The organism is Nostoc sp. XA010, from assembly GCF_020829625.1.
In the GTDB taxonomy this organism is placed as follows: Bacteria; Cyanobacteriota; Cyanobacteriia; order Cyanobacteriales; family Nostocaceae; genus Nostoc.
In genome coordinates this window covers 321,935-343,670 of the sequence record NZ_JAIVFX010000005.1, presented here as the reverse complement: position 1 = coordinate 343,670, position 21,736 = coordinate 321,935, and the positions used below count along the sequence as shown (strand labels likewise).

The following is a 21,736-nucleotide window of genomic DNA, read 5'->3' as shown; positions in this document are numbered from 1 at the left end:
CGCCCTTACTGCTATATTTCTCATTTAACATACCCCTGAGCAACAAACCAATCTACAGCATCCTTGAGTGCCACCTTTAACGGAGATTGAGGTAGACCCAACTCTCGTACAGCCTTTGCTGCATCGTAATACATAGGTTGTTTCGCCATCCGAACGCCATCCAACGGCACTGAGGGCGATTTCCCCAAGGGTGCGAGAATTTTTTCATCAACCCAGGCAACACTAAGGGGCAGCCAAGCGGGTACTGTTCGTTGAGGTGCTATTAGACCTGTGAGATCAGCGAGTTGTTCGAGTAGTTCCTTGAGGCTTAGGTTTTGATGACCTAAGATATAGCGATCGCCTGATTTACCCCGTTGCAAAGCCAGTAAATGTCCCCATGCCACATCTCGCACATCGATAAAATTCAAACCAGTATCTAAGTAAAAGGGCATTTGCCGTCGTAAAAACCGCAGGATTATATCACCTGTCGGGGTAGGTTTGATATCCAAGGAGCCAATGGGGCTGCTGGGATTGACTATAACTACTTCCTGACCTTTAGCAACGGCTTGTATGGCTTCTTGTTCAGCGAGAAACTTAGACTTTTTGTAGTCACTCACCAACTTTTCTAAGGGACTCTGATGTGTTTCATCGACGACTTGGCCAGATGATCCTACCCCAATTGCCGCTACTGAACTGGTATAAACGGTGCGCTCAATGCCAGCTTTGCGGGCTGCTGCCAACACATTGCGCGTACCCAAAACATTGTTATGGAGGAGTAACTCCCGGTCTGTTTGCCACAGGGAATAATGGGCTGCCACATGAAATAGATATTGACAACCTCTCATCTGTTGCCAAAGATTTGGATCGTTCAAATCGCCTTTGACAATTTCCACCTCTAAACCACGTAGATTATCCAAATTGCTGCTTGAGCGGACTAGGGCTTTGACATCATATCCCTGTTGCAGCAACAACCGTACTAAGTGGGCACCAATAAAGCCCGTACCCCCGGTGACAAAAACTTGCATCAATTTCTCTCCCTCGCCTGAAATCGGGGAAACCAATCATCTAAAATTGCGTAGACTACTGGCACAACAATCAAACTGAGGATAGTTGAACTCACCAGTCCACCAGCGATCGCTACAGCCATTGGCGATCGCAATTCCGAACCAGCGCCAAAACCTAATGCGATCGGTAGCATCCCTAAAATAGTGGAGGCAGTGGTCATCATAATTGGTCTGAGGCGCACTAGTCCGGTGTTGAGGATTGCCTCGGTGCGATCTAAGCCAGCGTTGCGTAACTGATTGATGTAATCCACCAGCAAAATGGCATTTTTATTTGCCAATCCCAGCAAAAAGACGAAGCCGATCAGTGAGATCATGCCAAAGTCGCTTTTGGTGATTAGTAGTGCCAACATTGCCCCCACTAGCGCTAAAGGCAAAGAGACACCAATCACCAGAGGGTCTACCCAGCTTTTGAACAGCCAAATTAGTACAATGACAATACACAGGGCAGATAGAGCTAAAGTACTGCCAAAACTGCTAAAAACCTCACCTTGGCTAGCAGAGTCTCCTCCTAAATTTAAGGAAACATTAGGGGGTAACACCGCCTTAGCTTCAGCTACCACTTTGTCAGTAGCATCACCCAAGGATAAATCCTTGCCAAGATTAGCACTCACATAAGCCACGCGCTGATTATTCAGACGCTCGATTTGAAAAACTGCACCTTGTGGATTTGTTTCACCTGTAACTGTGACATCAGCGAATCCCGGTAGTTTCTGAATTCTCTCTTTAATTGCTTTGACTGCTTTGCTTAAGGCTTGGAGATCGTTACCACGTAAAGCTATCTGGAGGGGTTTTTGACCGCCAGAATCAACAAATTGAATATCTTCAACACTAGTAGTTACCCCAGAAAGAGTAGGTAATGAGGAGCGGAATTGGTCTTGTAGTTCCCCAGTAGTGATTGTGCGATCTTTTTTAAGCTTTACATATAGTATCCCTTTGTTCGGCTCACCCTCACGGGAACCAACAGTGGTAAATACCGTTTCAACTGCTGGTGATTTTCTTACAACCTCTTCTAGTTTCTTCGCAACCTCAAGAGAATCATTTAAAGGATTGGGAATGGGGAGTGGGGAGTTGGGAGAGACGCGATTAATCGCGTCTGCACTAGGGAGTGGGGATTGGGTATTTGGGTTTCTCCTCTGCCCTTCTAGTCCACTAGGGATACTCGGCAAAGGAGCCGTATAAGCAATATTAAATTCGCCGCGATCGAGTTTAGGAATAAAGCCTTTGGGAATTAGTGGAATCAGTGCTATACCTGCGATGAAGCTGAGTACAGCTAACCCGATAACTATCTTGCGGTGATTCAAAGACCAACTCAGCAAGTTTCTGTAAAATTGGGTAAACGCTACCCAGATTCTTGCTTCTCGACGCGGGGAGAGCGAGGATTTAGGTTTCAGCCAGTAGATAGCCAGAACTGGAGATAAAGTCCGAGCAACTAGCATAGAAGCAAGCATCGCGGCTGAAACAGTGATGCCAAAAGGCTTAAAGAACTGACCGATTACCCCACCCATCAAACCTATGGGCAGAAAAACCGCTACTGCTGTCAAAGTGGCGGCGGTGACTGTTAAACCAATCTCATTTGTAGCTAAAAGCGCTGCTTGGCGAGGAGTTTCCCCATCATCTACGTGTCGCATGATGTTTTCCACATCAACGATCGCATCATCAACAATACTACCAATCACCAAAGCTAAAGCCAGCAAGGTAATTGTTTCCAGGTTGAAGCCGAAAATCGCCATGACGATAAACGTCGCCAACAAAGACGTCGGAATCGCCAAGGCAGAAATTAGGGTGGCTCGCCAATTCCACAAAAAAGGAAAAATTACCACTATTGACAACAAGATTGCTTCCATCAGCGCATCAATTGTTGACTTGGTGGCTTGGCGGATATATTCTGCTTGAGTAGAAGCTAAAGTGAGTTTGACATCCTTCAGACTAGACCGCAGTCTTTGGACTTCTTTCTCAACTCGACTCACTACTTCCAAAGTGTTAGCACTGCCACGTTTGATTACCTGAAATGCGAGTGCATCTTGCTCGTTAAATCGGACTAATGTTGCCCCTGCTTGGGGAATAGCTGCACTCGCATTCAATGGATTTAGAGGAGGAGTTGCAGTAGCACCACCCAACAGGGAGACTTTTAGGACTCCTGGCAGTTTAGCGATCGCACTCACAATCTCGTCTTTCGCCAACTTTGTCAAATCTGTAAGATTCCGCGTGGGACTCTCAATGGCATAACTAATGGCGGCTGACTCATTTAAATTCAGGGGAATAATTTTAGAAGTCGCCCCTTGAGGTAGAGCCAACTGCTTGAGGGCAGTTTCAACTTCTTTGGTCGATGTTTCTAAATTCGTCCCAACGGCGAAAGATAGGGCAACGGCTGTTTGACTAGGATAAGTGGATGAGCGAATATTCTCCAGTCCTTCTAGGGAGCGGAGGCGTTCTTCCAGGGGTTTAGTGAGCTTCGCCTCTGTATCCAGGGCAGTTGTCAGGGGGGCTGTAGCATTTACAACCACCACTGGAAAGGTAATATCTGGAAACAAGGCATACTTGAGGGAACTGAAAGCCAGAACACCAGCTACTGTTACGGCAATCCAAAAACTCACCGTCAGCCACGAAAATTGAATCGCCAATTTAGAAATATTGAAGACTTCTCGTGCGGATTTGGAGTTATGAAGCTTTACCATCTTGGAAAATTATCGTGTGGGTGACACAATTATTTAGTCATGCTACAGCAATCACCTTCGGTTTGCGAGTTTTGGTTACTACTAAACGGCAATATTACTTATTGTCACTCAGATATGACCCAATCTTTAATACAAAAGGAAACTTCAAAGATGAAACTTGGTTCTGTTGAGCATAAGGAATTATTCTGTCAAAGCTTTATAGAAAGCTACAGGGAATACGAACCTGAGAATCTGCCATGGCCAGATTTGGACGATACAGCCTTGACTTTGCTACGCAGTATTCCCTTCTGGGATAAAGCTTTGGATACAGAGCGACAAGCCGGAGCAGTAGTTAGTGGTTACGCAGCGATAGTGAATGACCCTATTTTACAAAAGACGATCGCTCTCCAAGGTAAAGAAGAATTACGCCACGCCCGCCTACTTCAAACATTAATTGACCGTTACGGTATCCAAATACCAGAACGTCAACCCATTGAAGTTCCCCAAAATATTGAGCCAGTCTTTACGCGCTTTGGCTTTGAAGAGTGCCTGGATACCTTCTTTGCTTATGGGCTATTTGCGATCGCTCGTGAAGCTAATGTGTTTCCAGAGTCAATCTTCACAATCTTTGATCCGATCATAGACGAAGAGACACGCCATATTGTCTTTTTTGTCAACTGGTTTACCTATACACAAATTCATCGTGGCCAGGGATTTACCCCTCTGCGGAGTATCAAAACCCTCTGGCACTACGGCAAGGCACTCAGCAATTTGATTGCCGTCTTTGGCAATGATGACCCCAGTAAGACTGGCTTCGCCGTCACGGGTACTGACATCTTTACCAAAGACCTCACAATCGAAAAATTTCTCAGCATTTGTCTATCAGAAAATCAGCGCCGGATGAGCAAGTATGATCCGCGTCTACTGAAACCGCAATTACTACCCAGACTTGCCAGTATCGCCCTCCGCATTCTTGAGTTAATACCCAAACGCAAACTTGAAACTGTCGAGAGGGCTAGTGCCTAATTTTTTGCCCAATACCACAATTCTGGTACCTCAGGGAGCAGAATATAAAGCTGTCTGTCGCGGGTTAAGCGGCGTTACTAGTTCCATCCCAACGGTAGTAGCCATACCTGTTGGGATGAAGCCTTTACTTAAATACCTACAACAAGGACAATTTTTAGCTCCATCCAGAGTGCTGATTATGGGTATCTGTGGCAGCTTGAGCGATCGCTATACAGTTGGTGATATTGTTTTGTATCAAGATTGTGTTTATCAAGGGAAGCGGCTAGAGTGCGATCGCACTTTCACAGCACAATTACATTCAGCACTCAGGAAAGACGCGATTAATTCCGTCTCTCTCTACTCCCCACCAAATTTAGTCAAATCACTGACAAGCGATCGGGTAATTTGGTCTGCTGCCGAAAAACGCCGTTTAGGTGAGATGGCTGCTGATGTTGTTGATATGGAAGGATTTACCGCCCTAGAGTTTTTCAATGCGGCTGGAGTTACAGTGGCAATGCTGCGAGTAGTCAGCGACGATTGTCAGCACGATATCCCCGATCTCACACCAGCAATTAACTCTGATGGCTCCCTAAATCCTTTCCCTTTGGCGATGGGAATGCTTCGACAACCCCTTGCTGCAACTCGGCTGATTCGAGGTTCGTTAACAGCATTAAAGGTGTTAAAGCAGGTTACAAATCACCTCTTTTCTGGAAATAAACTGGAATAAGTATTAGGCAACTAGTACTGCAAGACGGAAGTTAAAAGTCAAAAGTCAAAATTATTATGGAATCAGCTTTTTAGGGATTTTAAATGTTTGCTCTATTTCTGCCGTGACGTGCTAGAAGCCGCTCTATATAAACGCACAAAATAAGGCTTGGTCAGACTTGAAGCTTAACCCGGATTTATCACTAAATGAGAATAAAGAGGAGTCAAAAACTGGTTTTAAGCCTCAGTAATTCAGTTACGTATTAATGCTGAAATACTTACAAAATAAGTTTTACACAAACTTTATCCTTATATATATCAAGTAGAAACCTAAATTGGGAAGCATAATATATAACCTTATCAGGGTTGGGTTCTATGAGAGCTAATTCCACTGGAATGTGAACTAAAAATACTTTTTTGTCAGGATAGCTCGGAACTAATTTGCTCCCCTATCGAACATTATTTATGAAGCTCAATCACAACCTCTACCTGTACTCCTTCCTAGCTAATTTCGGATCGCTCAAGAAAAGTTACACCGTTAAAATCATGTCGGTGGCATTTTTGGGCACTCATGTACCACTTCTGACTTTACTTTTGAGTTTCGTCATCTCAAACTCCTATTCCTTGGAGATGGCGGCGCAAGTTATGATCATTGCTCTGTTGGCAACGTTAGCGGGTACAGCCGCCACCCTCTATGCGCTAAATCATCTCCTCAAACCGGTCATTTTGACATCTGCTGCATTGCAAAATTATTTGAACACCAAAACCCTACCTGAATTGCCCACAGAATTTGCTGATGAAGCGGGTACATTGATGGCAGATACCTCACAAACTCTTCACAAATTAAATGAGTTAATTCAGTACATCACTAATTATAATGACCTGACTGGATTGCCCAATCGTGATTTATTCTGCGATCGCCTCCATGAAATTCTATCCAAATCTGAAAATAACCAGCGCCTGGTAGCTGTCTTTTTGCTAAGTATTGATGATTTCACTGGGATAAGTCATGGGTTGGAGCATGAGTTAATAAATTTATTGTTAAGAGCAGTTGCCCAGAGGTTATCAACCTGTATGGCACAAACAGATATTCTTGCCCATCTGAGCGGAGATGAATTTGCGCTTGTCCGAACAGAGATTCATTCTTTTGAAAATGTGATTAAGCTATCTCAGCTACTGTTGAGTACCCTGAGCAAATCTTTTTCTGTTGGGGGTAACTCGATTCATATCACCGCCAGCATTGGGATTACAATTAATGACCTAAATGAGCGCAATAGCGTAGACCAACTCTTGCAACAGGCTCATATAGCGCTTTACCAAGCAAAGCAGCGAGGACGTAGCCAATACCAATTCTATTCACCGGAAATTAATGCTCAATTACAGGAGCGACTGACATTAGAAAATGAATTACATGGGGCGCTTGAGCGCAACGAAATGGTGGTTTATTATCAACCTCTGATTGATTTACATAGCGGACAAATTACAGCTGTGGAAGCGTTAATTCGCTGGCAGCATCCTACTTTAGGTATGATTTCTCCAGCAAAGTTTATTCCAATCGCAGAAGCCAATGGTGCGATCGTACAAATTGGCGAATGGGTTTTGCGAACTGCTTGCGCCCAAAACCGTGCTTGGCAGCTTGCTGGATTTACCCCAATTAGGATGTCTGTGAATCTGTCATCTCGACAGTTTGAACAACCATATCTGGTTGAAGTCATCAATCAAATTCTTGAGGAAACTGAACTCCAAGCATCCGATCTGGAACTGGAAGTAACGGAAAGCTTCTTGATGGGTAACATTGAGCGATCAGTCAAAACCTTAAAACAATTACGAGAACTCGGTATATGGTTGGCTCTAGACGACTTCGGCACAGGCTATTCCTCCCTGAGCTACTTGAAGCGCTTTCCTGTGAATATACTGAAGATTGATCAATCATTTGTGCAGGATGTTGTGTCGAATCCTGATAGCGCTGCCGTCACCGATGCCATTATTGCCCTCGCAAAAAGCCTCCGGTTAAGTATCACGGCAGAGGGAGTAGAAACCCAAGAACAGCTTGACTACCTGAAAATGCAGGGATGTGATGAAGGTCAGGGTTACTACTTCAGTCGTCCTGTCCCTGCTGATGTAATTGCCCCCATGTTGCAGAAAATTTCTCAGCAGATAGAGACAATTCCAGCATAGCTGGATGCCTAAGCCCTTTTTAAGGAGAGGCAGGGGGAGCAAAGGAGAAATAGCTCCTCATTGCCAATAACCGCACCTTTACAGACGGACACCACTACCGCCATCAAGATTAAAATCTCTTAACCTTTCGTTACACTAAAGACATTGAGAAGGAAGAAAGCAAACTTCTCGAAGCTGAAATCAAAGGTGAATGACATGAATGGCACAATTCGCGTTGGTAATCTCTTCGGAATTCCCTTCTATATCCATCCGTCATGGTTTTTAGTTCTGGGTTTAGTAACTTGGAGCTATAGCAGTGGACTGGGCGCACAATTTCCCCAATTGTCTGCGGGATTAGCTTTGCTACTGGGATTGATCACAGCGCTGATGTTATTTGCCTCTGTCGTCGCCCATGAATTAGGCCACAGTTTTGTTGCGATTCGTCAGGGAATTGATGTCAAATCTATCACGCTGTTTATATTTGGCGGTTTAGCTAGCTTAGAAAAAGAGTCAAAAACCCCAGGTGAAGCTTTTTGGGTAGCGATCGCCGGACCCTTAGTTAGTTTCCTACTGTGCGGTATCGTTACAGCTATTGGTATTACTACAACTGCATCAGGGCCGTTAGCAGCAATTCTTGGTGTTTTAGCTTCTGTTAACTTGGCATTAGCCCTGTTTAACCTGATTCCTGGCTTGCCTTTAGATGGCGGAAATATACTGAAAGCTCTTGTTTGGAAAATTACAGGCAATCCTTATAAAGGTGTGACCTTTGCTAGTCGAGTTGGGCAAATCTTTGGTTGGGTAGCAATTCTTTCAGGTGTACTTCCCCTAGTATTATTTGGCAATGCCGGTAACTTCTGGAATTTGTTAGTTGGCTTCTTCTTATTGCAAAATGCTGGTAATTCGGCTCAATTTGCCAGAGTGCAAGAAAAACTCACAGGTTTGACAGCCGAAGATGCTGTAACTCATGATAGCCCGATTGTATCTGCTAATCTTACTCTGAGAGAGTTTGCCGATGAGCGAGTCATAAGTGGGCAAAACTGGCATCGGTTCTTAGTAACTGATGATGATGGACAATTAGTAGGTGCGATCGCAGTTGATAATTTACGAACCATCCCAACAGCACTGTGGTCAGAAACTCAAGTAAAAGAAGTCATGCGACCAATTACCGAATCTACCACAGTTCAATCCGATCAACCTCTGCTAGAAGTCATGCAGGTACTCGAACAACAAAAGCTATCTGTGCTTCCCGTGATTCGTAAGAATGGTGTCCTAGTTGGAATCTTAGAAAAAGCTGCTATTATCCAGCTACTTCAAAGCCGAACCCAACCTAATCCTGCATAGTTCAATGAAGAAGCAGAGGAGAAAAGGGGGCAAGAGGTGAGAACTTGCAACAAGTTTTCCCCTTGTCTCCAAGTCTTCTTCTCCCTGCTCCCTGCCCCCTGCCCCCTTGCCTTAAAAGCGATGGGGTATTTTTTTATTTGGAAGTTCCATTAGATGGGGTTGAGAGCAACAGATAAATTCCAACTTCCTGCTTTCTTCACCATCTCTGCGGTAAGAACACGTTGCCAAGTTAATTCTTTTGTAGTCTCATCCCAATGCCAGCGTAATAAATTAGCGGGTTGACTATTGGCAATTCCTGGTAAACCAATCGCTTTTCTAGGTGCATTAGTAGCTAGTAAAATTGCACTTTCTACGTCACAAATTCCCCACTTCACCAAATTCTGCACTCCCACCAATAAAGGTAAAGTCGTCCCCGATAAAGTGCCATCTGGCAGTCGTGCAGTACCGTTTTGAACTTCAATTTGCCGAGTATCCCAAGGATACACGCCATCGGGTAGCCCCAGAGGTGAAAGGGCATCACTGACGAGGAACAGCCCTTTTTCGTGATAGCTAGCGCGAAGTAAAATTTGCAGCATCGTGGGCGAAACGTGTTCACCATCAGCAATAAAACCACACATTACATTAGGATGAGTAATTGCTGCCCCTAATAATCCTGGTTCGCGGTGATGTAATGGTGGCATGGCGTTGAAAGCATGAGTTACCATCGTTGCACCTTCCTCAAAGGCATGTTGCGCTTGGGTCGCTGTTGCTTGAGAATGCCCTAAACTAACAATAATCCCCAGAGAACGCAAATATGGAATTACTTTACCAGTGGGATCTAACTCCGGTGCTAAGGTGATGATTTTTACAACATGAGCATAATTACCCAGAACCCGCTTTACCTGATCAATTGTTAAGGGTAACAAGTACTCTGCTGGGTGTGCGCCGCGCTTTTGAAAATTCAAAAATGGCCCTTCTAGATGTACTCCCAGAATCTTGGCACCAGCTTTTTGAGTGGAGATAACCTCAGCAATAATAGCAAGCGATCGCTGAATATTTTCGACTGAAGTTGTTACAAGTGTTGGTAAAAATCCATCTACCCCAACATCCCACAAAAATCGTGAGATTTTCTGAAGTATGTGAGCATTTTCAGGCGTCAATTCGGGAAATGCCAAACCCAACGCACCGTTAATTTGCAAATCAACTCCGCCTAAAGAAATCCAGTCACCTGCTACATCTAGTAGGGACACACATCTGTGCATCCCTACTGTACCCATTGGTAAGATTTGCTCAATTATGCCCTCTTGGTTAACCAAGAGCATCTGCAAATCTTTGTAACCAGGCACTCTAGCATTGATAATATCTACAGGATTTTGTGTTGCTTGGGTCATCACACTGGCTAGGGAATAATTAAACCTGACCCGATTTTAGATGGAACAATCGGCAATTAATCCAAAATCCAAAGTCCAAAATCCAAAATTCTATGACTCCCTTAGTTGGTATTATCATGGGCAGCGATTCTGATTTGCCCACCATGAAAGACGCGATCGCAGTTTGTGAAGAATTTGGCATTGAAAACGAAGTGGCGATCGTTTCTGCTCATCGTACCCCAGAACGCATGGTGCAATATGCTCAATTTGCACACCAACGCGGTATTAAGGTAATTATTGCTGGTGCCGGTGGTGCCGCACATCTGCCGGGAATGGTAGCGTCTTTAACTCCACTTCCTGTTATTGGTGTTCCTGTACCTACCCGTAACTTACAGGGTATTGATTCTTTGTATTCTATTTTACAAATGCCTGGGGGTATTCCTGTGGCAACAGTGGCGATCGGTAATGCCAAAAATGCCGGACTTCTAGCAGTACAAATCCTCGCAACTCATCAACCAGAATTGCTAGAAAGAGTGCAGCAATATCGCAAAACTTTATGTGAATCAGTAATTGCAAAGCAAGCAAAACTAGAAGAATTAGGCTATGAGCAATATTTACAGCAAATGCCTTAAGTAATTCGTAATCGGCTACGCTAACGTAATTCGTAATTAGTTAAGAAAGCGCATTTGCTTATTAGGCGACTCCATTTGCTTGTTTGGCAACTCCATTTGCTTGTTTAGCGACTCCATTTGCTTGTTTGGCGACTCCATTTGCTTGTTTGGCAACTCCATTTGCTTGTTTGGTAACTCCATTTGCTTGTTTGGTAACTCCATTTGCTTGTTTGGTAACTCCATTTGCTTGTTTGGCGACTTCCAGAAATTAAATTATTCAATTTAGGGAGCGAAGACGATCGTTAGATTCTTCCTCCCCTGCTTCCCCTGCTCCCCTGCTCCCCCTGCTCCCCCTGCTCACCAAAGCGATGGGTATTTTTTTCTTGGAAGTCCCTAGGCGACTCCATTTGCTAGACAGACTTAACTGAAAAAGTCTAAGATTGAAGCGATCGCTCCAGAATCAAGGCAGCATTCTGAAGTATCTTGATCCTGAGGCCGTAATCAAAAATTGAGAGCGACAACATCCATGTGTCAATTGCTCGGAATGAATTGCAATGTTCCAACGGATATTTGCTTTTCTTTTGAAGGGTTTTCTGCACGGGGAGGAAAAACGGATCACCATAGCGATGGTTGGGGCATTGCTTTCTTTGAAGGAAAGGGATGTCGGATGTTTTTAGATGCCCAACCTTCTGTTGCTTCTCCTGTAGCAGAGTTTGTGCGGAGTTATCCCATCCACTCAACCCATGTCATTGCCCATATCCGTAAAGCCACTCAGGGTGAAGTTGCCTTACACAACTGCCATCCTTTCCGCAGAGAATTGTGGGGTCAGTATTGGGTGTTTGCCCACAATGGTAATTTGCCAGATTTTGACCCAGAAAATTTGGGCTTTTATCAAGCTGTAGGTGATACAGATAGTGAAAAAGCATTCTGTATGATGCTAGAAACATTGCGATCGCGCTTTCCTCAGGGTAAGCCTGACATAAAGGAACTGTACCCTGTGCTGCAAGAAATTACTGCTGTAATTGCAAACGTTGGTATATTTAATTACTTATTGTCAGATGGAGTCCACTTTTTTGCTTATTGTTCAACCAACCTCAGCTACATTGTCCGCCAAGCGCCCTTTGCAGCTGCCCATTTAATTGACCAAGACATGACCGTAGATTTTCGGGAGGTGACTACAGAACGCGATCGCGTTGCTGTCATTGCCACCACACCTCTGACTGACAACGAAGTTTGGACACAAATACAACCCGGAGAATTACTTGTTTTTCAGGATGGACTACCCCTGAAATATGCATCCAGTTAATAATAAGTAGTCGTTCAATTTTTCCCATTTAGATAATTTCTAGATGGGTTTTGTTTTTTATATTGAGCAATTTACAACTATAGTAATCCTATCTGAGTTGTGACATCGGAGCGCGGGTTGCCCTCAGATTCAGCAATATCTGGTTGCAGCTTATATTTATTACTCTTTATTGCACTCAACTACTTTATTTTGTTGCACTGCGTTGAGCGAAGCCGATAGACTGTCCTCAAAAATTAGCTAATCCCGTAGCAAGTTGCTTGATACACTAGATAGACAATTGTAATGACAATTTGATAGTTGAAAGTAAAAACATTGTAATTTTTCACAAAACTGCTAAAATCACCATATTCTTGATAAAGAATGTGAGCTTTGTTGGTGTTTGCAACTAGATACATGGAATTATCCAGTATGATAAACACTATATAACTGTATTCCCATCAATTATTTGTAGATTTAGCGGAGGAAATAGAATGAGTTTGTGGCAACGCCCACTGAAAAGATTACAAGCGATAGCTGAACATAGAACGTATCGGTTCAGACTAAATTCGCTCAAAGGCTTTGTATCACTCTTTTTGGTAGGGACTGTATTGAGTGTGGCGCTTGCTGCCTGTTCTGGTGGAGGATCTGGGAGCAATTCTTCCTCTGAAACCCCTAGTGCTATTCCTGTGGCTGCAAGCAAAGATAATGTTGAACTAACTCTAGTTTCCTTTGCAGTTACCAAAGCGGCTCACGAAGCAATTATTCCTAAATTTGTAGAACAGTGGAAGAAAGATCATAACCAAACTGTCGTGTTTAAGCAAAGCTATGGCGGTTCTGGTTCCCAAACTCGCGCCGTTATCGATGGTTTGGAAGCAGATGTTGTTCACTTGGCACTAGCTGGAGACACCTCAAAGATTGAGAAGGCTGGATTAATTCAATCAGGATGGGAAAAAGAAGTTCCTAATAATGGTATTGTCTCCAAATCAGTAGCAGCATTAGTCACTCGTCCAGGAAATCCTAAAAACATCAAAACTTGGGAAGATTTATCTAAAGAAGGTATCAAACTAATTACTGCTGATCCGAAAACATCAGGAGTTGCTCGCTGGAATTTCTTAGCTCTTTGGAATTCAGTGATTAAAACTGGTGGAGATGATGCTAAAGCGACTGAGTTTGTAACCAAAGTGTACGGCAATGTACCCTTGCTGACGAAAGATGCCCGTGAAGCTACTGATGCCTTTTTCAAACAGGGTCAAGGTGATGCCCTGATTAACTATGAAAATGAGATTATATTGGCAGAACAAAAGGGTGAAAAATTGACTGCGATTATCCCTGATGTCAATATATCTATCGATAATCCCATCGCAGTGGTAGATAAAAATGTTGATAAGCACGGTACGCGTGAAGTTGCCGAAGGTTTTGTCAAATATCTATATACTCCAGAGGCTCAACAGGAGTTTGCAAAATTGGGATTCCGACCGGCAGATGATACTTTGAGCCTAAGTAAAGAAGTTGCAGACAAATTTCCTAAGGTAAAAACTTTGGGTACAGTTGCAGACTTCGGCGGTTGGGATGGAATCAATAAGAAGTTCTTCGCAGAGGGAGCGATTTTTGACCAGATTCAAGCCAAGAAAAAGTAATTAGTCATTAGTCAATGGTTGGTGTCAGTAGAAAAAAACGACCGACTACTGACAAAAAACTTTGGCGTTGCTAAATCGAGGGATGAATGTGGATGTAGAGACGTTGCAATGCAACGTCTCTACAAAGATTTTAAAATGACGCAAAATTATTTGTCATATCCCAATCAGCAACGCCAAAACTTCTTGTGATTTTTAGATTTTGAATTTTTGACTATGACAACTGTATCTCCGTCTCTGAAAGTTGAACGCAAAACACCGTTCTGGAAGAAATTGGGGCGGGTTCCTTGGACTTGGCGAATCACCATAGGATATCTGACAGTGATGTTGTTTATCCCTATCATTGCCATGTTCCTGAAAGCAAGTACGGAACCTCCGGCGAGATTTTGGGCGATCGCAACCAGCGATGTAGCATTAGCCACTTATAATGTCACTTTTGTTACGGCAATCTTTGCTGCCTTGCTCAATGGCGTATTTGGTACTCTGATTGCTTGGGTTCTAGTTCGCTACGACTTTCCCTTCAAGCGTTTGATTGACGCCACAGTGGATTTACCCTTTGCACTACCAACATCGGTAGCAGGGTTAACACTGGCAACGGTTTACAGTGATAATGGCTGGATAGGTTCACTACTAGCTCCACTGGGAATTAAGGTATCTTTTACCCGCACGGGAGTAGCAGTAGCAATGATATTTATCTCACTACCTTTTATCGTGAGAACTGTGCAACCCGTGCTTCAAGAAATGGAACGTGAAATTGAAGAAGCTGCCTGGTGTTTGGGTGCTTCTCAATGGCAGACGTTTTGGAAAGTGATTTTGCCACCTTTATTTCCGACAATTTTAACTGGGGTTGCCTTGGGTTTCTCCCGTGCAGTTGGGGAATATGGTTCGACTGTGATTATCTCTTCCAATACGCCTTATCAAGATTTAATCGCACCTGTGCTGATTTTCCAGCGATTAGAGCAATATGACTATTCTGGTGCAACAGTAATTGGCATAGTTTTACTATCCATTTCATTAGTACTACTATTGGCAATTAATTTCTTACAAGCATGGGCAAGGCGATATGACAGTAGATAAGCCAAGTTTTCACTCATCTGCATCTGATACCGATATAGCCAAGCCTAAAGAGCAGAAGAGTTGGGTACCAATACTTTTAATTGGTATAGCGATCGCCTATTTAGCCCTAGTTCAATACATCCCGGCAATTAACGTTTTTGTCCAAGCCTTCAGCAAAGGAGTTGGGCCGTTTCTATCTAACCTGACGCGGCCAGCTTTTCTCCATGCAGCTTGGCTGACGCTATTGCTGGCTGTGATTTCTCTACCTTTAAATACGGTATTTGGTTTATGTGCAGCTTGGGCGATCGCTCGTCATAAATTTCCCGGACGCGCCGTAGTTTTGAGCATTATTGACCTGCCGTTTTCCATTTCGCCCGTAGTCGCAGGATTGATGATTGTGCTACTTTACGGACGTAATGGGTGGTTTGGCCCTTGGCTTCAGGCTCATGATATCAAGATAATCTTTGCCTTTCCAGGGATGGTGCTGGCTACAGCCTTCGTGAGTATGCCCTTTGTGGCGCGGGAAGTAATTCCTGTTTTAGAGGAATTTGGTAAGGATCAAGAAGAAGCTGCTAGAACTTTAGGTGCGGAAGATTGGCAAATATTTTGGCGCGTCACCTTACCCAGTATCCGTTGGGGCTTACTCTACGGTTTAATTTTGACCAATGCCAGAGCAATGGGTGAATTCGGCGCGGTTTCGGTGGTATCTGGTAACATTGCTGACCAAACTCAGAGCTTACCACTGTTTGTAGAAGACGCTTACAAACAATATGAAACCGAAGCTGCCTTCTCTGCGGCTGTACTGTTAGCGTTGCTAGCAGTAGTAACCTTAGTGCTGAAGGAGCTTTTAGAACGGAAAACCCGCATTAAAGATGTTGAATAGAAAAATCAATAGATTATAGTTATCCTTTGAATAGGATACAAGCAAATCATGGGACATGGTACGATCTACTTAGTACCTATCAGGAAATTACCGCTAGGGTTAAGAGTAGTTCTGTACCAATCTCTATCAGGGATTGAAATAATTCAGATATGGCTACTGACAATACACTTACCAACAAACGAATTCGACTAAGAATTCCCAAAGATTATCACCAGGAACCTGTAATTTCTCGCCTGGTATCTGACTATGGGCTGACTGTGAATATCACCGCAGCAATTTTGGGAGCCAATGCTGTCGGTGATGGTTGGTTTGACCTTGAATTACAAGGAACAGATGCACAAATTCAGAGTGGGTTAACCTATCTCCGCGACTTGGAATTGGAAGTCTGGGATGACACTAAAGCAAGTGATTGGTAAAATCAAACGCAGGTGAAATTAAATCACTTTGAGTTTACTAACGCTTTTTTATGGCTCTCACGAGATAAAAATCAGAAACCAATGTTTGTGATTAGTTTTTATAAATCTAAGCGTAGGTTGGGTTGAACAAAGTGAAACCCAACCTACAAATATTTTATTTTTGCATAGTAATAAAAGAAAGTATTTAGCGATCGCTCTCTGGAGAAAAACTTTTTGGTTTACTAATATATGCGATCGCCTAAATCTGCAATATCCCAAATAGCGAACTGACAGATCGCCAAAAAATGATGGTCTATAGCGATCCTAAATGAGTTGTGAAAATCGAGAGACTCAGATCCCCGACTTCTCAAAGAAGTCGGGGATCTTATTTATTTATTGTTCACGAATGATTTAGGACTGCTATAGCATTTTTCCCTAATCAGTTAAGATAATCTTCATCAATCTTCTTTCCTTTTACCCTTCTCCTTGGAATTATGACGCAGGATGAATTGTTGGTACTGATAGATCGCGCGGCGGCTGAGGGTTGGCAAGAGTTAGACTTGTCGGGACAGGAGTTGACTGAGTTACCTGTGGAAATTGGTAAGTTGAAGCAGCTTGAGTCTTTGATTTTGGGAAAGAAGGTTGAAGGTTATGAAGAAGTGGAAGACCACGATCTCCAAAAGGTTTCAGGCAATAATTTAAAAACGCTTCCACTCGAACTATTGGGTTTGCCTAATTTGCGTAAATTAGATATTAGTGACAATCCTTTAGAGAGCATTCCCGATGTGGTAATGCAAATACTACATTTAGAGGAACTTATCTTAATCCGAGTAGAGCTAACTGAAATACCAGAGGCGATCGCTAATTTGACCAATTTGACGCAGCTTCACCTCAATTCCAACAAAATTACCCAGATTCCAGAGGCGATCGCTAATTTGACCAATCTGACGCAGCTTCACCTCAATTCCAACAAAATTACCCAGATTCCAGAAGCGATCGCTAATTTAACCAATCTGACACAGCTTCACCTCACTTTCAACCAAATAACCGAGATTCCAGAGGCGATCGTTAATTTAACCAATCTGACGCGGCTTCACCTGGGTTTCAACCAAATAACCCAGATTCTAGAGACGATCGCTAATTTAACCAATCTGACGCAGCTTTACCTCAGTTACAACCAAATAACCCAGATTCCAGGGGCGATCGCTAATTTAATAAATCTGACGCAGCTTTACCTCAGTGACAACCAAATAACCCAGATTCCAGAGGCGATCGCTAATTTAAGCAATCTGACGCAGCTTGACCTCAGTCGCAACCAAATAACCCAGATTCCAGAGGCGATCGCTAATTTAAGCAATCTGACGCAGCTTCACCTCAGTCGCAACCAAATAACCCAGATTCCAGAGGCAATCGCTAATTTAACCAATCTGACGCAGCTTCACCTCAGTGACAACCAAATAACCCAGATTCCAGAGGCAATCGCTAATTTAACCAATCTGACGCAGCTTCACCTCAGTGAAAACCAAATAACCCAGATTCCAGAGGCAATCGCTAATTTAACCAATCTGACGCAGCTTGATCTCAGTGGCAATCAAATAACCCAGGTTCCAGAGGCGCTCGAAAATTTAACCAATCTGACGCAGCTTGATCTCAGTGGCAATCAAATAACCCAGGTTCCAGAGGCGCTCGAAAATTTGACCAATCTGACAGAGCTTTACCTGCATAACAACCAAATAACACAGGTTCCAGAAGCGCTCGAAAATTTGCCGAAATTGGAAACACTAGATTTACGGGGAAATCCGCTTCCTATTTCACCAGAGATTTTAGGATCTCCTGATGATATTGGTTCAGTTGAAGATATTTTCAATTACTTGCGATTACTCCGTAGCGGTGAAGTGCGTCCACTCAACGAAGCCAAACTCTTGCTCATCGGACAAGGCAGCGTCGGCAAAACATCCCTCATCGAGCGACTAATCCGCAATAAATATGACAAAAATCAATCTCAAACCGACGGACTCAATGTGGAAACTTGGAACGTGCAGGTCAATAGTAAAGACATCCGTCTAAATGTTTGGGACTTTGGCGGACAGGAAATTTATCATGCCACTCATCAGTTTTTTCTGACTAAGCGCAGCCTCTATCTCTTAGTCTGTAATTGTCGCACCAGCGAAGAAGAAAACCGCATCGAATATTGGCTGAAACTAATCGAAAGCTTCGGCGGAGAGTCCCCCGTGATTATCGTTGGCAACAAAAAAGACGAACAACCCCTCGACATCAACCGCAAGGCATTACGCGAAAAATATTCTAACATCCAAGCGATTATCGAAACCTCCTGCCAAGACAATATCGGCATTGATGAACTTCGCACCGCCATTTTGCAGCAAGTCAGCAACCTCAAAGAAGTCTACGATCTTCTACCCCTGACATGGTTTGAAGTTAAACAACAACTCGAATCCATGCCCCAAGACTTCATCAGCTACAACCGCTACATCGGCATCTGTCACGAAAACAAGATTACCGAAGACCAAAACCAAGATCAACTCATCGATCTCCTCCATCGGCTTGGCTTAGTTCTCAACTTCCGCGATCACCCCATCCTCAAAGATACCAATGTCCTCAAACCCAACTGGGTGACAGAAGGCATTTACGCGCTCCTGAGCGATGAAAACCTCAAAACTAAAACCAAAGGCATTTTCACCTCTGATGATCTCGCCTCTATTCTCAATCAAAAGCGCTACCCCATTGAGCGTCACAAATATCTGATTGGGCTGATGAAAGAATTTGAGCTTTGCTTTGAATTAGATTGTAAACCACCACAATTTCTAATTCCGGGACTTCTGCCCAAAGACCAACCAGACGAAACAGAACTAGAAGGCGAAACCCTCGAATTTCAATACCATTACAAAGTTCTCCCCGAAAGTATCATTTCCCGCTTCATCGTCATCACCCACGAAAAAATTCATAACCAAATCTATTGGCGCAGTGGCGTAATGCTGCAACATCAAGAAAACAACGAAATCTACAACATCGCTCAGATCAAAGCCGATCCCGAAGACAAAAAAATCTTCATCACCATTAGCGGACGCAAAGAAACCCGTCGCTTATTTCTCGGCATCCTCCGCGATGTCTTCAAAAAAATCCACAAAAGTCTCCCCAATCTCGAAATCACCGAATGGGTTCCCGTCCCCAAGCATCGCAACCATCCGCCCCTCGACTACCAAGAACTCCTCGGACTCGAATCAATGGGTGAAAGCACAATCACCATCGGCAAACTAAAATTAAAACTCGATCTGCGTCAACTTTTAGATGGTTACGAAGACATTGGAATACGTCAAAGAAAACAGACTGGCTTAGATGTAGAAGTCTCAGAAGATAATCCTTACAATATTTCCGTTAACATTAACGATCATCGCCGTTCTAAAACCTTTAACCAACATGGAGAAGGCGATAATTTTGGAGGCGATCGGGTCGAAGGCGATAAAACAGGATGAAGTTACCCAACTTTGAATTAGCGTATTCCCAGCCAATTGTCGAAATCCTCGCCCCCGAAATATACGAAGTAGAATTGAGCGATGATGACGGTCAAACCTATGCCATGCAAGCCTTACCAGCCCATCAAATCCTTAAACTCCATTACAAACCCCTAAAAACTATGTCTACCAACATAAATCAATTCGGCAAAGGCGATAACGTTGCAGGTGATAAAATCCAAGGTGATAAAATTCAAGGTGATAAAAACCAAAATGACTTCAAAAACGCAACTATTGGAATTGTCGCTCAAAACCAAGCCCAAGCCACAGTAACCAACCTTAATCAAACAAGCGGCGCAAGCGTAGCAGAACTAATGCAAATCATCAGTACCATGCGTCAAACTGCCGCCCAATTCCCGCCAGAAATCCGCGACGACATGATCATCGATATTGATGATGTAGAAGTAGAAATTCAAAAGCCAGAAAAAGAACGCAGTTTACCCAAACTCAACAAGCGTTTAGTAGCTTTACTAACTGCTGCTACTCTAGTCGCTGCCCCGATCGCAGGTATAACAGACTTTACAAACAATGTTATGGAAATAGGTAACAAATTAGGCATAGAACTAATTAAGCATTAGTCTTTGATGTGCGGGTTGGTGTGCAGTGGTTTGGTATTGAAAGTAGTTATCGCGTGAAAAATATTTTCTGCTTTTTCGGCCAGGATTCAGAATGAATTCTGACTCCTGAATTCTGTTTAATAAAAATTATTTGTTGGCTATTCAATATAACTCAATACGGTTAAGTTAAGGGTAAAAACTAAAAGTAGTGTAGCTTGGATTGAGGAACGAAATCCAACATTATCAACCATTTGTTGGGTTTCGCTATTGCTCAACCCAACCTACTATTTTTCGCAAAGCAAAGCGTATTGAAATATAACTTCGGTTTCTGAACCCATGTTGCTTATCATCAGCGATTCAAACGAAACCCACATCAAAATCAGTCTTCCTTCCGGTTTCAAAGCCTTGAAATAATAGGTTTTTGCATCGTTTGAGTTGCTCGTCCCCATCAATGCGAGCCAATCAATTATTTCGATTAAAAAACCTTAAAATTGCGTTTCAAGCTGTGGAAACACTTAAATATTATTATGTCATACATCTATACTACAGATATCTTAAAATGTCAACTGTATTAGTACTAAAATACTCAAGATAAACTGAGCATAGTTACGTGCATTTACTCATTGCTGTTTTGCGATCTTTGTGAGAATCTCCTTTAAATAACAATAAATGCATTAAATCGATGGTGTTACCGTAGTTTAATAGAAGCCAGAAATATGAAAATCTCTATGAGGCTGACACTCAAGCAAGGACAGTTGAGTTGCAGGGATACGGCATTAGCAAAATTCTCTGCCAAACCTAAAAATTGCGTAGGCACAACCCAACCTAGGCATCGCTATTGGGAATTAATCTGATGTCTCAGAGTAAATCTATAGAACCCGCTTCAGTCCACAGCCGCATTCTCGTGCCTCAACGGTATAACAGGCAACCTGTAATTTCTCGACTGGTGTCTCGTTATGATTTAACCGTCAATATTAAAGCTGCATCCCTGACATCCGACAATGATAGCGATGGCTGGTTTGACTTGGAACTTTCGGGAAATCCCCAAAAACTGACAAATAGCTTATCTTACTTGCAAGGATTGGGGGTGAATTTGCTGGAATTAGCCATCGCTACCCAGATTCAACCCAACCAGCAATCTTTAACTTTTCCATATCCAGCTAGCATGAGTCCCAAAAACTCTGTATGGCTGACAAATCAATGGCAAGAACAATTCCAGCAATGGATTTCTCTGGGCCAAACTAGTCGATTGCGCTTGCAAGTGTGCGTCTTAAAATCTTATTACGAAGAACCAGTGATTTCCGAATTAGTTTCTCGTTATGGACTAACAGTCAATATCACCAGTGCTACACTCCAACCCGATACGGAAGATGACGGCTGGTTTGACTTGGATTTGTGGGGGAGAACAAAGCAACTCTACTCTAGCCTGAGTTATTTAGAAAAACTGGGGCTACCAATTTGGCTAGATTTGTCTAGCGTTTATAGCGATGTCTACGATGGGCTACGCCTACGCTAATTAATAACTCACTAC

The 21,736-nt window shown here is 43.2% G+C and carries 18 protein-coding genes; 14 read left to right on the top strand and 4 right to left on the bottom strand.

Annotated elements, in window-relative coordinates; genetic code table 11:
• Nucleotides 1-20 precede the first annotated feature (20 nt).
• Both hpnA and LC608_RS10805 read right to left on the bottom strand, forming a co-directional pair.
• On the bottom strand, nucleotides 21-1,004 hold the full coding sequence (hpnA, locus tag LC608_RS10810; RefSeq protein WP_229553527.1) for a hopanoid-associated sugar epimerase: 984 nt from the start codon (nucleotides 1,002-1,004) through the stop codon (nucleotides 21-23).
• Nucleotides 1,004-3,718, bottom strand: coding sequence for an efflux RND transporter permease subunit (locus LC608_RS10805; RefSeq protein ID WP_229553526.1), 2,715 nt, complete (start codon nucleotides 3,716-3,718; stop codon nucleotides 1,004-1,006). The genes hpnA and LC608_RS10805 overlap by 1 nt, the downstream gene beginning before the upstream one ends.
• Here LC608_RS10805 and LC608_RS10800 point away from each other — a divergent pair.
• From LC608_RS10800 to LC608_RS10780, 5 genes are all read left to right on the top strand, one after another.
• Nucleotides 3,688-3,888, top strand: coding sequence for a hypothetical protein (locus LC608_RS10800; protein WP_229553577.1), 201 nt, complete (start codon nucleotides 3,688-3,690; stop codon nucleotides 3,886-3,888). The genes LC608_RS10805 and LC608_RS10800 overlap by 31 nt on opposite strands.
• Nucleotides 3,869-4,723: a ferritin-like domain-containing protein gene (locus LC608_RS10795; RefSeq protein ID WP_229553525.1), complete on the top strand. Its 855-nt coding sequence runs from the start codon at nucleotides 3,869-3,871 to the stop codon at nucleotides 4,721-4,723. Before LC608_RS10800 ends, LC608_RS10795 begins: the two co-directional genes overlap by 20 nt.
• Nucleotides 4,716-5,429, top strand: a complete 714-nt coding sequence (locus LC608_RS10790; RefSeq protein ID WP_229553524.1) for a phosphorylase — start codon at nucleotides 4,716-4,718, stop codon at nucleotides 5,427-5,429. Before LC608_RS10795 ends, LC608_RS10790 begins: the two co-directional genes overlap by 8 nt.
• Nucleotides 5,430-5,872: 443 nt before the next feature.
• Entirely contained in the window at nucleotides 5,873-7,585 is a 1,713-nt protein-coding gene (locus tag LC608_RS10785) for a bifunctional diguanylate cyclase/phosphodiesterase (protein WP_229553523.1), read from the top strand.
• A gap of 195 nt (nucleotides 7,586-7,780) precedes the next feature.
• Nucleotides 7,781-8,905 (top strand): site-2 protease family protein, encoded by a 1,125-nt coding sequence (locus LC608_RS10780; RefSeq protein ID WP_229553522.1) that lies wholly within the window; start codon nucleotides 7,781-7,783, stop codon nucleotides 8,903-8,905.
• A 149-nt stretch (nucleotides 8,906-9,054) separates the two neighbouring features.
• Here the strand turns inward: LC608_RS10780 and nagA are convergent, their stop codons facing one another.
• A complete protein-coding gene (nagA, locus tag LC608_RS10775) occupies nucleotides 9,055-10,275 on the bottom strand; it encodes an N-acetylglucosamine-6-phosphate deacetylase (protein ID WP_229553521.1) in 1,221 nt (406 codons plus the stop codon).
• A gap of 92 nt (nucleotides 10,276-10,367) precedes the next feature.
• Between nagA and purE the strand changes: the two genes are divergently transcribed.
• Nucleotides 10,368-10,886: a 5-(carboxyamino)imidazole ribonucleotide mutase gene (gene purE / locus LC608_RS10770; protein WP_229553520.1), complete on the top strand. Its 519-nt coding sequence runs from the start codon at nucleotides 10,368-10,370 to the stop codon at nucleotides 10,884-10,886.
• A 36-nt stretch (nucleotides 10,887-10,922) separates the two neighbouring features.
• On the opposite strand, the gene LC608_RS10765 is transcribed toward purE, so the two are convergent.
• Nucleotides 10,923-11,108 carry a hypothetical protein gene (locus tag LC608_RS10765; protein ID WP_229553519.1) on the bottom strand — a complete coding sequence of 62 codons (186 nt, stop codon included), beginning with the start codon at nucleotides 11,106-11,108 and terminating at the stop codon, nucleotides 10,923-10,925.
• A 283-nt stretch (nucleotides 11,109-11,391) separates the two neighbouring features.
• Here LC608_RS10765 and LC608_RS10760 point away from each other — a divergent pair, with 283 nt between their 5' ends.
• From LC608_RS10760 to LC608_RS10725, 8 genes are all read left to right on the top strand, one after another.
• Nucleotides 11,392-12,171, top strand: coding sequence for a class II glutamine amidotransferase (locus LC608_RS10760; protein ID WP_229553518.1), 780 nt, complete (start codon nucleotides 11,392-11,394; stop codon nucleotides 12,169-12,171).
• Between the two features lie 470 nt (nucleotides 12,172-12,641).
• Nucleotides 12,642-13,787 carry a sulfate ABC transporter substrate-binding protein gene (locus LC608_RS10755; protein WP_229553517.1) on the top strand — a complete coding sequence of 382 codons (1,146 nt, stop codon included), beginning with the start codon at nucleotides 12,642-12,644 and terminating at the stop codon, nucleotides 13,785-13,787.
• A 213-nt stretch (nucleotides 13,788-14,000) separates the two neighbouring features.
• Nucleotides 14,001-14,861 (top strand): sulfate ABC transporter permease subunit CysT, encoded by an 861-nt coding sequence (cysT, locus tag LC608_RS10750; protein WP_229553516.1) that lies wholly within the window; start codon nucleotides 14,001-14,003, stop codon nucleotides 14,859-14,861.
• Entirely contained in the window at nucleotides 14,848-15,723 is an 876-nt protein-coding gene (gene cysW / locus LC608_RS10745) for a sulfate ABC transporter permease subunit CysW (protein ID WP_229553515.1), read from the top strand. The genes cysT and cysW overlap by 14 nt, the downstream gene beginning before the upstream one ends.
• Nucleotides 15,724-15,872: 149 nt before the next feature.
• Nucleotides 15,873-16,139: an NIL domain-containing protein gene (locus LC608_RS10740; protein ID WP_118168346.1), complete on the top strand. Its 267-nt coding sequence runs from the start codon at nucleotides 15,873-15,875 to the stop codon at nucleotides 16,137-16,139.
• Between the two features lie 473 nt (nucleotides 16,140-16,612).
• Nucleotides 16,613-19,609: a leucine-rich repeat domain-containing protein gene (locus LC608_RS10735; protein ID WP_229553514.1), complete on the top strand. Its 2,997-nt coding sequence runs from the start codon at nucleotides 16,613-16,615 to the stop codon at nucleotides 19,607-19,609.
• Nucleotides 19,606-20,226: a DUF4926 domain-containing protein gene (locus tag LC608_RS10730; RefSeq protein ID WP_229553513.1), complete on the top strand. Its 621-nt coding sequence runs from the start codon at nucleotides 19,606-19,608 to the stop codon at nucleotides 20,224-20,226. Before LC608_RS10735 ends, LC608_RS10730 begins: the two co-directional genes overlap by 4 nt.
• Nucleotides 20,227-21,058: 832 nt before the next feature.
• A complete protein-coding gene (locus LC608_RS10725; protein ID WP_229553512.1) occupies nucleotides 21,059-21,721 on the top strand; it encodes an NIL domain-containing protein in 663 nt (220 codons plus the stop codon).
• Nucleotides 21,722-21,736: the final 15 nt, after the last annotated feature.